This is a genomic window from Pseudomonas cichorii (genome assembly GCF_019719005.1).
In the GTDB taxonomy this organism is placed as follows: Bacteria; Pseudomonadota; Gammaproteobacteria; order Pseudomonadales; family Pseudomonadaceae; genus Aquipseudomonas; species Aquipseudomonas cichorii_E.
This window is the reverse complement of record NZ_JAIGPJ010000003.1, coordinates 244,228-257,553: the sequence shown is the minus strand read 5'-3', so window position 1 is coordinate 257,553 and position 13,326 is coordinate 244,228. Positions and strand designations below refer to the sequence as shown.

At 57.2% G+C, this 13,326-nt stretch carries 15 protein-coding genes and 1 tRNA gene; 7 read left to right on the top strand and 9 right to left on the bottom strand.

The genetic code is table 11. From position 1 onward, the window contains the following. Positions 1–16 precede the first annotated feature (16 nt). Together serS and cysG are read left to right on the top strand one after the other, a co-directional pair. Positions 17–1,297, top strand: a complete 1,281-nt coding sequence (serS, locus tag K5D32_RS04785; RefSeq protein WP_025259501.1) for a serine--tRNA ligase — start codon at positions 17–19, stop codon at positions 1,295–1,297. Continuing rightward, complete coding sequence (gene cysG / locus K5D32_RS04780) at positions 1,298–2,692, top strand: siroheme synthase CysG (protein ID WP_221599396.1); 1,395 nt, start codon at positions 1,298–1,300, stop codon at positions 2,690–2,692. A gap of 39 nt (positions 2,693–2,731) precedes the next feature. Here cysG and K5D32_RS04775 read toward each other — a convergent pair whose 3' ends face one another. From K5D32_RS04775 to K5D32_RS04745, 7 genes are all read right to left on the bottom strand, one after another. Next, on the bottom strand, positions 2,732–3,727 hold the full coding sequence (locus K5D32_RS04775; protein WP_221599395.1) for a glutathione S-transferase family protein: 996 nt from the start codon (positions 3,725–3,727) through the stop codon (positions 2,732–2,734). Between the two features lie 107 nt (positions 3,728–3,834). Next, positions 3,835–4,836, bottom strand: coding sequence for a glycosyl transferase family protein (locus K5D32_RS04770; RefSeq protein WP_221599394.1), 1,002 nt, complete (start codon positions 4,834–4,836; stop codon positions 3,835–3,837). Further along, on the bottom strand, positions 4,833–5,168 hold the full coding sequence (locus K5D32_RS04765) for a TusE/DsrC/DsvC family sulfur relay protein (protein WP_221599393.1): 336 nt from the start codon (positions 5,166–5,168) through the stop codon (positions 4,833–4,835). The genes K5D32_RS04770 and K5D32_RS04765 overlap by 4 nt, the downstream gene beginning before the upstream one ends. Continuing rightward, on the bottom strand, positions 5,165–5,464 hold the full coding sequence (tusB, locus tag K5D32_RS04760) for a sulfurtransferase complex subunit TusB (RefSeq protein ID WP_221599392.1): 300 nt from the start codon (positions 5,462–5,464) through the stop codon (positions 5,165–5,167). Before tusB ends, K5D32_RS04765 begins: the two co-directional genes overlap by 4 nt. Beyond that, entirely contained in the window at positions 5,464–5,826 is a 363-nt protein-coding gene (tusC, locus tag K5D32_RS04755) for a sulfurtransferase complex subunit TusC (RefSeq protein ID WP_221592685.1), read from the bottom strand. Before tusC ends, tusB begins: the two co-directional genes overlap by 1 nt. 1 nt (position 5,827) lies before the next feature. Beyond that, positions 5,828–6,220: a sulfurtransferase complex subunit TusD gene (tusD, locus tag K5D32_RS04750; RefSeq protein ID WP_221599391.1), complete on the bottom strand. Its 393-nt coding sequence runs from the start codon at positions 6,218–6,220 to the stop codon at positions 5,828–5,830. A gap of 102 nt (positions 6,221–6,322) precedes the next feature. Beyond that, positions 6,323–6,994: a Bax inhibitor-1/YccA family protein gene (locus K5D32_RS04745; RefSeq protein WP_221576870.1), complete on the bottom strand. Its 672-nt coding sequence runs from the start codon at positions 6,992–6,994 to the stop codon at positions 6,323–6,325. A gap of 122 nt (positions 6,995–7,116) precedes the next feature. On the opposite strand from K5D32_RS04745, the gene K5D32_RS04740 reads away from it, so the two are divergent. After that, positions 7,117–7,204 (top strand) — tRNA-Ser (locus tag K5D32_RS04740). Positions 7,205–7,325: 121 nt separating this feature from the next. Here the strand turns inward: K5D32_RS04740 and K5D32_RS04735 are convergent. Continuing rightward, positions 7,326–7,538: a DUF6124 family protein gene (locus K5D32_RS04735; RefSeq protein ID WP_221599390.1), complete on the bottom strand. Its 213-nt coding sequence runs from the start codon at positions 7,536–7,538 to the stop codon at positions 7,326–7,328. A gap of 460 nt (positions 7,539–7,998) precedes the next feature. On the opposite strand from K5D32_RS04735, the gene K5D32_RS04730 reads away from it, so the two are divergent. Beyond that, positions 7,999–8,571: a DUF4823 domain-containing protein gene (locus tag K5D32_RS04730; protein WP_260407216.1), complete on the top strand. Its 573-nt coding sequence runs from the start codon at positions 7,999–8,001 to the stop codon at positions 8,569–8,571. A 52-nt stretch (positions 8,572–8,623) separates the two neighbouring features. On the opposite strand, the gene K5D32_RS04725 is transcribed toward K5D32_RS04730, so the two are convergent. Next, on the bottom strand, positions 8,624–9,013 hold the full coding sequence (locus K5D32_RS04725) for a GFA family protein (protein ID WP_221599389.1): 390 nt from the start codon (positions 9,011–9,013) through the stop codon (positions 8,624–8,626). Between the two features lie 199 nt (positions 9,014–9,212). Between K5D32_RS04725 and K5D32_RS04720 the strand changes: the two genes are divergently transcribed. The 3 genes from K5D32_RS04720 to umuC all read left to right on the top strand — a co-directional run bounded on the left by K5D32_RS04720 (position 9,213) and on the right by umuC (position 13,263). Beyond that, positions 9,213–11,330, top strand: a complete 2,118-nt coding sequence (locus K5D32_RS04720; protein WP_221599388.1) for a TonB-dependent siderophore receptor — start codon at positions 9,213–9,215, stop codon at positions 11,328–11,330. 240 nt (positions 11,331–11,570) lie between these two features. Beyond that, positions 11,571–12,002, top strand: coding sequence for a LexA family transcriptional regulator (locus tag K5D32_RS04715; RefSeq protein ID WP_221576874.1), 432 nt, complete (start codon positions 11,571–11,573; stop codon positions 12,000–12,002). Next, entirely contained in the window at positions 11,989–13,263 is a 1,275-nt protein-coding gene (gene umuC / locus K5D32_RS04710; protein ID WP_221599387.1) for a translesion error-prone DNA polymerase V subunit UmuC, read from the top strand. The genes K5D32_RS04715 and umuC overlap by 14 nt, the downstream gene beginning before the upstream one ends. Positions 13,264–13,326 lie beyond the last annotated feature (63 nt).

Sequence of the window (13,326 nt, the reverse complement as noted above, 5' to 3'; positions counted from 1 at the left end):
TAGACGAGAGAACGATATGCTCGATTCCAAACTGTTACGTACCCAACTTCAGGACGTAGCGGATCGCCTGGCTTCCCGTGGCTTCACACTGGACGTAGCGCGCATCGAATCGCTGGAAAACCAGCGCAAGACGGTACAGACCCGCACTGAACAGTTGCAGGCCGAGCGTAATGCCCGTTCCAAATCCATTGGTCAGGCCAAGCAACGCGGCGAAGACATCGCGCCGTTGATGGCGGATATCGACCGCATGGCTGAAGAGCTCAACAGCGGCAAGAAAGAGCTGGACAGCATTCAGTCCGAGCTGGACGCCATGCTGCTGAGCATGCCGAACCTGCCTCACGAGTCCGTGCCGGTGGGCGCTGACGAAGACGAGAACGTCGAAGTGCGTACCTGGGGCACGCCTGCTTCCTTCGATTTCACCGTTCAGGACCACGTTGCCCTGGGCGAGAAGTACGGCTGGCTGGACTTCGAAACCGCCGCCAAGCTGTCCGGCGCACGCTTTGCCCTGCTGCGCGGGCCAATCGCCCGTCTGCACCGCGCTCTGGCGCAGTTCATGATCAACCTGCACATCAACGAGCACGGTTACGAAGAGGCTTACACGCCTTATCTGGTCCAGGCACCTGCCTTGCAGGGCACCGGTCAGTTGCCGAAGTTCGAGGAAGACCTGTTCAAGATCTCCCGCGACGGTGAAGCGGATCTGTACCTGATCCCGACGGCAGAAGTGTCGTTGACCAACATCGTTTCCGGCGAAATCCTCGACCCGAAACAATTGCCTCTGAAATTCGTTGCCCACACGCCATGCTTCCGCAGCGAAGCCGGTGCTTCGGGGCGCGATACCCGCGGCATGATCCGCCAGCATCAGTTCGACAAGGTCGAGATGGTACAGATCGTCGCTCCGGACCAGTCCATGGAAGCGCTGGAAGGCCTGACCGCCAACGCCGAGCGCGTCCTGCAACTGCTGGAACTGCCATATCGCGTACTGGCGCTGTGTACTGGCGATATGGGTTTCAGCGCCGTCAAGACTTACGACCTTGAAGTCTGGATTCCGAGCCAGGCCAAGTTCCGCGAGATTTCGTCGTGCTCCAACTGCGGCGACTTCCAGGCGCGTCGCATGCAGGCCCGCTGGCGCAACCCGGAAACCGGCAAGCCGGAACTGGTTCATACCCTGAACGGTTCGGGTCTGGCTGTTGGCCGTACTCTGGTCGCGGTGCTGGAAAACTACCAGCAGGCTGACGGTTCGATCCGTGTGCCTGAAGTGCTCAAGCCTTACATGGGCGGCATCGAGGTCATCGGTTAAATGGAGTTCCTGCCGCTGTTCCACAATCTGCGTGGCAGTTGGGTGCTGGTCGTCGGTGGCGGCGAGATTGCCTTGCGCAAGTCTCGCCTGCTGGCCGAAGCCGGTGCGCTGTTGCGGGTGGTCGCGCCCGACATCGAAGAACAACTGCGCGAGTTGGTCGAGCGCAGCGGTGGCGAATTGATCCTTCGCGGTTACAGCGAAGGCGATCTGGACGACTGTGTACTGGTGATTGCCGCCACCGACGATGAACCGCTCAATGCCCAGGTGTCACAGGACTCCAGGCAGCGTTGCGTTCCCGTCAATGTGGTGGATGCGCCAGCCCTGTGTACGGTTATCTTCCCGGCCATTGTCGACCGTTCACCCTTGGTGATTGCGGTTTCCAGTGGCGGCGATGCACCCGTGCTGGCGCGTCTGATCCGCGCCAAGCTGGAAACCTGGATTCCTTCTACTTATGGCCAGCTGGCCGGGCTTGCGGCGCGTTTTCGCACTCAGGTCAAAGGGCTGTTTCCGGATGTGCAGCGGCGCCGGGCGTTCTGGGAAGATGTTTTCCAGGGGCCTATCGCCGACAGGCAACTGGCAGGGCAGGGCAGCGAAGCCGAACGGCTGCTGATAGCCAAGATCGCGGGCGATGCGCCCAAGGCTCAAGGTGAGGTGTATCTGGTGGGTGCCGGTCCTGGTGATCCGGACCTGCTGACCTTCCGCGCCTTGCGCCTGATGCAGCAAGCTGATGTGGTGCTGTATGACCGTCTGGTGGCTCCAGCCATTCTCGACCTTTGCCGTCGTGACGCCGAGCGGGTCTATGTGGGTAAGCGTCGCGCCGAGCATGCACTGCCTCAGGATCAGATCAACCAGCAACTGGTTGCCCTGGCCAAAGAGGGCAAGCGCGTTGTGCGTCTGAAGGGCGGTGATCCGTTCATCTTCGGTCGGGGTGGCGAAGAGATCGAAGAACTGGCTTCCCATGGCATTCCGTTCCAGGTTGTGCCGGGCATCACGGCGGCCAGTGGCTGCGCGGCGTATGCCGGGATTCCGCTGACCCATCGCGATTATGCGCAGTCGGTGCGATTCATCACCGGGCACCTGAAAGATGGCACCAGCAACCTGCCTTGGGATGATCTGGTTTCGCCTGCGCAAACCCTGGTGTTCTACATGGGTTTGATCGGGCTGCCGATCATCTGCGAGCAACTGATCAAGCATGGTCGTTCGGCGGATACACCGGCTGCATTGATCCAGCAGGGCACGACTTCCAGCCAGCGCGTCTTCACGGGCACTCTGGCCAACCTGCCTCAACTGGTGGCCGAGCATGAAGTTCATGCTCCGACACTGGTGATCGTGGGGGAAGTGGTTGTGCTGCGTGAGAAACTGGCCTGGTTTGAAGGCGCACAAGCCAGCGTTTGATCTTTGGGATAGTCCGCTTGCGGGCTATCCGTCCTCACCTCAGCTCCAGATTCCCTTGCCAGACAAACGCTCGCGGTCATGGCTGGCGTCCAGATTCAACGCCGGACCTTTCGGAACGATGCCTGTCGGGTTGATGGTGCGATGGCTGGCGTAGTAATGGCCTTTGATATGCTCAAGGTCGACTGTTTCGGCAATCCCCGGCCACTGATACAGCTCCTGCAGCCAGTTGCTCAGGTTGGGGTAGTCGGCGATGCGCCGTAGGTTGCACTTGAAGTGGCTGTAATAGACCGCATCGAAACGCACGATGGTGGTGAAGAGCCGAACATCGGCTTCGGTCAGGTATTCACCTGCCAGATAGCGATTTTCTCCCAGCAGCTTTTCCAGCACATCCAGCTCGCTGAACAAGGCATCGAAGGCTTCTTCGTATGCGCCTTGGGAAGTGGCAAAGCCTGCACGGTAAACACCGTTATTGACCGCCGGATAAATCTGCTCGTTGAGCGTGTCGATCCTTGATTGCAGGGCGTTCGGGTACAGGTCCAGATGATTGCCGGTCAGATCGTCGAATGCGGAGTTGAACATACGGATGATCTCCGCCGACTCGTTGCTGACGATACGCTGCTGCTGTTTGTCCCATAGCACCGGCACCGTGACGCGGCCGGTATAGTTGGCATCGTCTGCGGTGTAGCGTTGATGGAGAAATTGCAGATTGTCGAGTGGGTCGCCCGTCGAGCCGGTCTGCGGGTCGAAGGTCCAGCCATTTTCCAGCATCAGCCAACTGACCACCGAGACGTCAATCAGGCTTTCCAGGCCTTTGAGCTTGCGCAGGATCAGAGTCCGGTGAGCCCATGGGCAGGCCAGCGATACATACAGATGGTAGCGCCCCGACTGAGCTGCAAAGCCGCCTTCGCCGGTTGGGCCGGGTTTGCCGCTGGCCGTGACCCAGTTACGACGCTGGGCATTCTCTCGTTGGAATGCCCCGTCCTTGCTGCTTTCGTACCACTGGTCATGCCAGCGTCCTTCGATGAGAAGGCCCATGTCTGACTCCAATCTGTAAATGAATATAGGTTGTGAGTCAGTCTAATCGAGTTGGTTCGACAGAAAAGCGCAAAGAGTGGCCTTTCATGATCGACTAAATCGATAGGTTACAGGGCCTTATCTCGACGATCCCAAAAGCTTTGTGCTTGCTCGAAGGCTTTCTCGCGTTCAACTCCCAAACCGCGCAAGGCCAGCGCAATGGTGGAAATCAGGGCGAGTTGCGGGTAACTGTCCTCGATTTCGCCGCGCCACAAGGCCACCAGTTGCTGTGGTTCCAGGGTTGCGGGTTTGACATGGCGTCTTGGCGAGAGCGCAGGCCATTCCTCATCCCAGGCTTGCCCGTTGCTGGTGCCGTACAAATGGCTGATGGTGTCGGGGTTGATCTCGATTTCGCCGCCATCGCCCTTGACCACAATGGCATTGTCGCCCAGCAGCGTGCTGGCTTCGCGATGCACGCTTTGATAGCCAGGGTGAAAGATACTCTGCAAACCGCAGCGGGCATTCAGTGGATTGAGCACCCTGGCCAGGGAGTGAATCGGCGAACGCAGGCCCAGGGTGTTGCGCAGATCAATCATGCGCTGCAACTGCGGAGCCCAGTCGCTCAGCGGGATAAACGCCAGATTGTGTTGCTCCAGTGCGCTTTCCACCGCCTGCCAGTTGCGGCACAGCGGGATATCCAGCAGACCGAGCAATTGCTCGGTATAGAGCCGCCCGGCGGTATGCGCGCCGCCGCCATGCAGCAGCACCTTGATACCGTTTTGCGCCAGGCACTTGGCGGCCAGCAAATACCAGGGCAGGTGGCGCTTCTTGCCAGCGTAGGTCGGCCAGTCGATATCCACCTGCATAGGCTGGGCCGTCAGACGTTCGCGGACCGCTTCGGTGAAGCCGGCCAGTTCTTCCGGGCTTTCTTCCTTGTGGCGCAACAACATCAGAAAGGCACCGAGTTGCGTGTCCTCGACCTTTTCATCAAGCAGCATGCCCATGGCTTCACGGGCTTCTTCGCGAGTCAGGTTGCGGGCACCGCGCTTGCCTTTGCCCAGAATGCGGACGAACTGGGCAAAAGGATGCTCGGCAGGTGTTTCTGTGACGAGGGGAGCGTAATCGTTCATATGCAATTGGTCGGCTTCGGCAGGCCCGCCAGCTTGGCGGCCAGTTTGGCGGGAGTGCCATTGAACAGGCGGTTGAGGTGCATGCTGTTGCCTTTCTCCGGCCCCAGCTTGAGTGCCGTGTACTTGATCAGCGGGCGCGTGGCGGGCGAGAGCTGAAACTCTGCATGGAAATTTCGCAGCAGCTCCAGGATTTCCACATGCTCGGGGCTCAGGGCAATACCTTCCTCGGCAGCCAGCGCGTGGGCCACTTCCAGGGACCAGTCGTTCAGGTCCTGGAGAAAGCCATCCTTGTCCAGCGCAATGCTGCGTTCGGAAACTATCAGCTGTTTCATAACCAGGTATTGACCTTGTCGAAACGGATTGACAGCTCGACGAAGCCCGGATAGTCCACGCCAGTCGCGCCCTCGGGCAACTGCAGATTGCGGGCTTTCATATCTTCATCCAGCGCAAACAGCTTGAGTGCGGGCAACCGTTTTTCCAGTGTCTGCAAGGGTGTGCTGGCTGGCATCAGAGCGTAAGTCGCATCGCCGCACAGCAGCAGACCGTCGTCCGGTCCCAACAGGCTCAGGCAGCTATCCAGCCGAGTGTCGGCAAAGGGCGAGTGAGAAAGAACGTGCAAGGTAGCCATCAGATCGTTATCACTTGGTCGTAGCGGTCAATAAGGGCCGATAACTCGGCTCTTGCGGACAGATGATTGATTTCGGCATCCAGTTTGGCGTGAGGTATGCCGCGTGCTGCCAGGCTTTGGCCGCAGGCGTAGACATCTTCCACGCCAAACATCGACAGGGCTTTCAGATTGGCGGTGAGGTCTTTTTGTTGCAGGGCTGAGGCATTCTGCTGCGGCAACAACTGAAACACGCCGTCATCCATGAACAACAGGCCAACCGGCAAATCATAGGCGCCGCCCGCCAGCACGATATCCAGCGCTTCACGGGCACTCGTGCCTGCCCAAGGGGCTTGGCGGCTGATGATCAACAGTGACTTGGCCATTTCAAGGTCCTCCGAAACAGATCAACCGATCCGCCGATTGCACGGCATCGTGCAACTGGCCCAACCCGGACAATTCCCAGGGCTCAAGGAGGTTGGCGGACGGGCGCTGATAGCGTTCGGCTTCCTCTGTATTCAGCACGCCACGACGCAGGGCAGCGGCGATGCAGACCACGCCATCAAGCTGGTGCTTAACGATGAAGTCGCGCCATTGGCTGGGCAAATCCTGCTCATCCTGTGGCGATACGACATTGGCCGAAGCGCTGTGGACGCCATCCTGATAAAAGAACAGACGCACAATCTCATGGCCGCCTGCCAACACGGCTTCTGCAAACAGCAGGGCGCGTCGGGAAGAGGGCGCATGGGCCGCGGAAAAAAGGGATATGGCGAATTTCATTGTCGGCTCTGTCGGCGGAACATGCGCAATGATAAAGAATTCACGAAGGCTGGACAGCAAAAAGCCCGCGAAGGCGGGCTTTTTGTTGAAACCGGACAGCTATCAGTCGTCGCGGCTCATGATGCCGAAGATCTGCAACAGGCTGACGAACAGGTTGTAGATCGATACATACAGGCTGACAGTCGCCATGATGTAGTTACGCTCGCCGCCATGGATGATGGCACTGGTCTGGAACAGAATGCAGACCGAGGAGAACAGCACGAAACCTGCGCTGATCGCCAGTTGCAGACCGCTGATCTCGAAGAACAGGCTGGCCAGTACGGCACCCATCAAAACGAAGAAGCCAGCCGTGATGAAACCACCCAGGAAGCTCATGTCCTTGCGGGTCATCAGCACATAGGCCGACAGACCACCGAACACCAAGGCAGTCATCGCGAACGCCGAGCTGACAACTTCAGCACCGCCCGCCATGCCCAGATAACGGTTGAGGATCGGGCCAAGCAGGAAACCCATGAAGCCGGTCAGGGCGAACGTCGAAACCAGACCCCAAACCGAATCACGCAGCTTGTTGGTGAGGAAGAACAGGCCGTAGAAGCCGATCAGCACCACGAAAATGTTCGGGTAGCCGACGCGCATCTGCTGGGCTACAAATGCCATGACGCCGCTGAAAGCCAGGGTCAGAGCGAGAAGACCGTAAGTGTTGCGCAGGACACGACTAACCTCTAGCTGGTCGGCCTGCATGCCGGTTTTAAGGGCGTAATCCTGTTCGCGCATTGCGAAACTCCTTCCTGTTGAAATGTTGAGTTGCAAAGATCATAACAGAGGCGCTGCAACTGGCCACCCAGAGAGTTTGACAGCTTGTTTCATTCCGGTATTATGGCGCCCGCAACGCAAGTGGAAGTATGGCCGAGTGGTTTAAGGCAGCAGTCTTGAAAACTGCCGACTGTAACAGGTCCTAGAGTTCGAATCTCTATGCTTCCGCCATATTCGATACGTCAAAGCCCTGATTATTCAGGGCTTTTTCGTTTCTGGCCTTCGGTGGCCTTCGCGAATGAATTCGCTCTTACGCGTACTGCGTGGGAGCGGATTCATCCGCGAAAAGCCCCTAACGCATCTCCACCGACGCCAACGACCGCTCCAGCTCAGCCTTGGCCATACCAATCAAATGCACCACCGAAAACGCCAGGTCGCGTTTCGGGCCGTTTAGGCTGTCTCCGGTTTCGTAGGCGGTGGCTGCTGCGCAACGCAGCAGGGCGCTGACGTGCAGAAGGGATTCTTCGAGGTTTTTATGCGGTGGATCGGGGGTTACTTTTATCATGAAGGTTGCCTATGAGATAAGGCCACCTGCCATTCGCTGCTAAACGAACAAGGGTGGCGACTTTGACGCGGGTTAGCAGACCGGGGCAACCTACAAATCCGGCGCACTCGAAAGTGCCCCACGCAAAGCCGCCATAAGCGGTACTTGCGCGTTGTATGTCACCCACAGGCTGCTAAACCCGATCACTGATATTCAGCGACGACCGCAGCCTAGAGCCCGAAATCACCCCGCGCAAGGCCTCGGGATTTTCTCGGAAACTTCATGCAGAGGAAAGGGAAAAGAGTGTCGGATAGGGTTGTAGGAGGTAGCTTTTTCGTTAGCAAGCGTAAACTTCTCAGGTGAGTATGCATCTGTCCAGCTTGCCACTCACATCAGGCTCAAGGCTTACCACTTCCGAGAAAAAATTTGCTCAATTCACACGCTGGGTATTGGCTCTCCACGGATTTTTACGCATGCTTTGATGGCTTTTTATAATCATCAAATAAATGGCCATGAAGGCCAGAACAAGGATGTCCCCATGCGCTTTCCCTTTATTTTTGCATTTGTCGCTGTGCTGGCTGGCTGCGCCGATTCTCATTCGTGGGTTCCGCAGCAGAACGGTTCTGCACGGGTCACTGCGACCGATCGCATTTACATCTCGACGCCTGTGGATGGTGAGTACGGTAACCGCACCTACACAGGTTCTGGACGTAATACGTCCAAAATATTCTCCAATGCAATGAGCGCAAGAAACCGGTTTGTCAGGGTTGGCGCAGTTTCAGGAAACTTCGATGATGCAATTGCCCAAGCTCAGCGCGCCAATCAGGACATATTGGTTTTCCTCTCCATCCAGCACTGGGAGGACAGGGCTACGGAGTGGTCGATGATTCCTGACAAGGTTGAGGTCAAGGTAGATGTGGTTCGCATTCAAACTGGTGAGGTGATCAGTTCCGGGATCATCCGAGGCAAGAGTGGGCTTGCTACTTTTGGTGGCGATCATCCTCAGGATTTATTGCCAGAACCGGTTGATGAGTTTGTCTCGTCACTCTTCTGATCCTGACGTCGTATACTGCTGTCGGTTTGTTGCGATGCAACAAACCGAGCATTCATCCCTCATCCACATACGCCCAGGTATCAGCCCCATCAAAGTGGCGAACGGGTGTGGAGCTGATCAGTTCCTGACTGAAATTATTGATGTTCACGCCAATTCTGGCGCTGGCTTCAGGTTGAATCTCTTCCCAGTGGGTCGCACATCCACAGTTCTTGCAGCGGATCGTTCTCAGGGTTTCTCTGCCCCACACGTATGCCTGGGTATTTTGAGGGTGGCCCTCGAATTTCACGGTTCCTGCTTCGTAGTAAGCCCAAAGCGCACCGAGTCTTAGGCAGAGCGAGCAATTGCATTGGGTGGCATGGGCTGGCTGATGCGCCAGTGTCAGGCGCACGCTCCCGCAGTGGCAGGAGCCTTCCAGTTTTCCACTTTTAGCTTCGGTTTGCATGTCAGTTCCGTGTCCAGATTCAGGTTTTTGCCCAAGATACTTGCGGGGGCGTGAAGTCTCCATTCCGGCGGAGTCTGCCAGCCGATTTCCCGTTAACAGTCGCCCTGAAAATATTTTCAAAAATCAGGTGAGGTAACCACGCCCGTCATCCGTGTAAGTAAATGGGAATTATTCCTTTTACTATGTCGGAGTCATTTACGTGGCCAATACGCTTTTTCGCCTGAACGCTTCTGTTCTTCTCTGTTGCGCGCTGCCTTGTCTTGCGGTGGCTGCCGAGCCTGCCACTGAGCTGCCTGTCAGTGTCATCCAGTCTACCTCCGACGCTGACAGTTACACCCGCACGGAAGCTTCCACGGCGAGCAAGGGAACCACGCAGATTCGGGACGAGGCGCAAACCGTCAACACGGTTGCCGCCCAGACCCTCGATGACTATCAGGTCAAGGACCTGAACGATGCCATGCGTTTTGTCAGCGGCGTCATTCAGACCAATACCTTGGGTGGCACCAAGGATGCGTTGATCAAGCGCGGGTTTGGCAGTAACGACGACAACTCGATCATGCGAGACGGGATTCGCTCGGCGATTGGTCGTAACCTCGGCGCAACCACCGATCATGTGGAGGTGCTCAAAGGCCCGGCGTCGTTGATGTACGGCGCGCTGGAGCCCGGTGGGCTTATCAATGTCATCAGCAAGCAGCCGCAGTTCAGTCGCAGCACGACGCTGACCGGCTCCGCTTTCAGCGAGGGTGGTGGTTCGTTCGGTCTGGATACGACCGGCCCGCTGGGTGATACCGGTCTGGCTTATCGTTTGATCGCTGAGCGCGGCCACGAAGATTACTGGCGTAACTACGGCGTTGACGAGCACACGCTCATTGCGCCGTCGATTGCCTGGGTGGGCGAGCGTGCGAGTGTTTCCCTGGCCTATACCTACAACGATTACTCCAGCCCGTTCGATCGCGGCACGGTATTCGTCAATGGGCGTCCGGCAGACATCAGTTATCGCGATCGTCTGGATGAGCGATGGGCCAAGACGGTGGGCATCAGCCAGAGCACGACCGCGAAATTCGAGTACCAGCTCAATGACGCATGGCGTAGCCGGCTGACCTATGGCTGGACTCAGGATCGCTACAGCCTGGCGATAGCCCAGCCGAATACGCTGACCGGCAATAACCTGCGTCGAATCGCCAACGGCGGTCACTATGATTACGAGAGCCGTTATACCGCTCTGGATCTGATGGGCGACCAGCAGTTGTTCGGCCAGCGACACGAGATCACGGTCGGCGTCGACAACGAATCGCTGGATAAATACCGTGGCAAAACCTACCGCAATGCCAACACTGCCGCAGGCAACCTCAATATCCAGAACCCGGTATATGGCAACCTGGCGGAGCCTGCGACCATCAGCCCGACCCAGAGCAACGCAGAAAACAACCTCGTCACCACCTCGGTGTATTTCAAGGACAACTGGCACCTCAATGACCGCTGGATTCTGGTCTTCGGTGGTCGTCAGGAGCACTGGGATCAATACAGCGATCAGGGGCTGGGCAGTTCCTATGCGCCTGGTGCCGATTCAAATGGCGATAAATTCATTCCCTTCGGCGGGATCGTCTATCAGCCGACCGAAACGGTCGCCCTCTACGCCAACTACAGCCGCTCGTTCGTTCCCAACGATGCCGATGATGCGGGCAACAGCTTCAAGCCCACCGAAGGTCGCAGCTACGAAGTGGGGATCAAATACACCCCTGTCCAGGCACTCAACGTGAATCTGGCGGTGTACGACATCGTCAAGAAAAACCTGGTCAACAGTGTTCTGCAGAGCAACGGCGACAGCCTCGATGAGGCCGTGGGCAAGGCGGGTTCCCGTGGTATCGAGCTGGATGTTACCGGTGAATTGTCCGAGAACTGGAGCATGATCGGCACCTATGCCTACAACCGTACCAAGGTGCTGAAGAACCAGGAGTCGCCAGAGCAAGAGGGCAATCGCCTGCCCAATGCGCCGATGCATACTGCCAGCCTGTACCTGACTCACCATCTCGCGCTGCCGGCCGAAACCGGCAAATGGCATATGGGTGCCGGTGCCCGATATGTAGGCGAGCGTCCGGGGGATAATGCCAACAGTTTCTGGATGGACAGCTACACCGTGGCCGATGCCTTTGTGCGCTGGGATCTGCCGACACATGACTACAAGACCAGTCTGCAACTGAACATCGACAACCTGTTCAACAAGGAATACTACCCGTCCACAACCGGCAGCAGCTCATTGCAGGTGGAAGAGGGCGCGCTACGTACCGCCCGGGTGACCGCCAGCGTTACGTTCTGATGGTGCTGGTCGGCGCTTGCCATTCATGAGGCGCCTTCACAGTTTTTTTACATTGGGGCAGGTAATGTCGTAACTGCTCCTGAGAGAACTTTAAGCCCGCTCCCCCCATCGCGGGCTTTTCTTTGCCTGGAATTTGGCAGGTTGCCAGTGTCCTGATGTCACCCGTCGATATCAGATTGACCCCAGGCAGGTGAAACCCAATACTGTATTTTCATACAGTATTGGGTTTCAGGTTCACACATGACTGCCACCATTCTTGGTCCCTTGTCGACAGAGGGCGAAAAGCTCCCGTTTCATTCCTTTAATGTGCCCGCAGGGTTCCCGTCGCCAGCGACGGATCACATCGAGAAGCACATTTCTCTGGATGAGTTGTGCGAAATCCGCTCGCCGCATGTGTATCTGGTCAAGATCGAGGGTGACAGCATGCAAGGCGCAGGCATTTACGGTGGCGATCTTGTGATTGTCGATCGCAGTCTTTATGCCGAGCATGGCGATATCGTCATTGCTGCGCTGAATTCCGAGCCGGTATGCAAGCGCCTGCACATGCGTGACAACGTGTTCATCCTGCAGTCGGAAAACAGCAAGTATCCACCGCGCCTGGTGACTGAAGGTGATGAGCTGGTGATATGGGGCGTTGTGAAATATAGCGTTCGCGTCCATGACAAGACCTGATCCCGTTTTTGCGCTTGTTGACTGCAACAGCTTTTACGCCAGTTGCGAGCGCGTCTTTCGGCCTGATCTGTCCAGAACACCGATTGTGGTGTTGTCGAACAACGACGGCTGTGTCATTGCCAGATCCTACGATGCCCAGCCATTCGTGAAGATGGGCGCTCCTTATTTCCAGATCCGGGATGTGCTGCGTGAGAAGGGCGTGGCGGTCTTTAGCAGCAACTATGCGCTGTACGGCGACATGAGCGAGCGGGTGATGACAATCATTGAATCCCTGGTGCCCTCGGTCGAGGTCTACAGCATCGATGAAGCCTTCGCGGATTTGACCGGCATTGCCGGTGACTTGATTGCATTCGGCCGCACCGTCCAGGCAACCGTCGAGAAGCGAACGGGTATCCCGGTCGGAGTGGGTATTGGCCCTACGAAAACGCTGGCGAAGCTGGCCAACCATACGGCCAAGCGACTGCAGGCTCATACGGGTGGTGTGGTCGATATCTGTAATCCGGTCAACCGTGCCTGGGTATTGCGTAAAACGAAGGTGGGAGAGGTGTGGGGCGTTGGCCGGCGGATGAAAGCGCATCTTGAGGCCCTGAATATCAAGACTGCCATGGACCTGGCGCAAGCTGACCCACGGATGCTCAGGAAGAAATTCAGCGTGATCATCGAGAAGACGGCTCGCGAGCTTGCAGGAACCTCTTGTCTTGAGCTGAACGAGCCGGATCCGCCCAGACAGGAAATCTGTTGCAGCCGCATGTTCGGCCAGCGGCTGACCGGGATCGCTCCCATCAAGGAAGCGGTTGCGACCTACATGATGCGCGCATCCGAAAAGCTTCGGGCCCAGCATTCCTTGTGCAAGAAGATCCGGGTGAGCATCCGCACAGGCATGTTCGATTCAGATGATGCGAAGTATGCCAATGGTGCTCTGGTCGAGCTGCCGTATCCCACCAACGATGTGCGTTTGATGACCCGGTTTGCAGTGGGTGCCGTGGACAGGATCTTCCGCCCCGGCTTTCGCTACAGCAAGGCCGAGGTGCTGTTGTTCGATCTCGGAAAACCTGGCGAATTTACTGAAGATCTGTTTGCCCAGGTGCAGCCGGCAACCAGCGACAAGGTGATGAGTGTGCTTGACCGGATCAATGGACGTTGGGGGCGAGGGACATTGCGTGCGGCGAGTGTCCCGGTAAACCCGGACTGGGCCATGCGTCGGGAAATGATGAGTCAGAGGTTCACGACGAACATCGATCAGTTGTGGGTGGTGAGGTGATTTCCCCTGTGAAATAGGGCTTTTTCATGCTTTTACCTCTTTTTCGCCTCTGTTTACCGACGG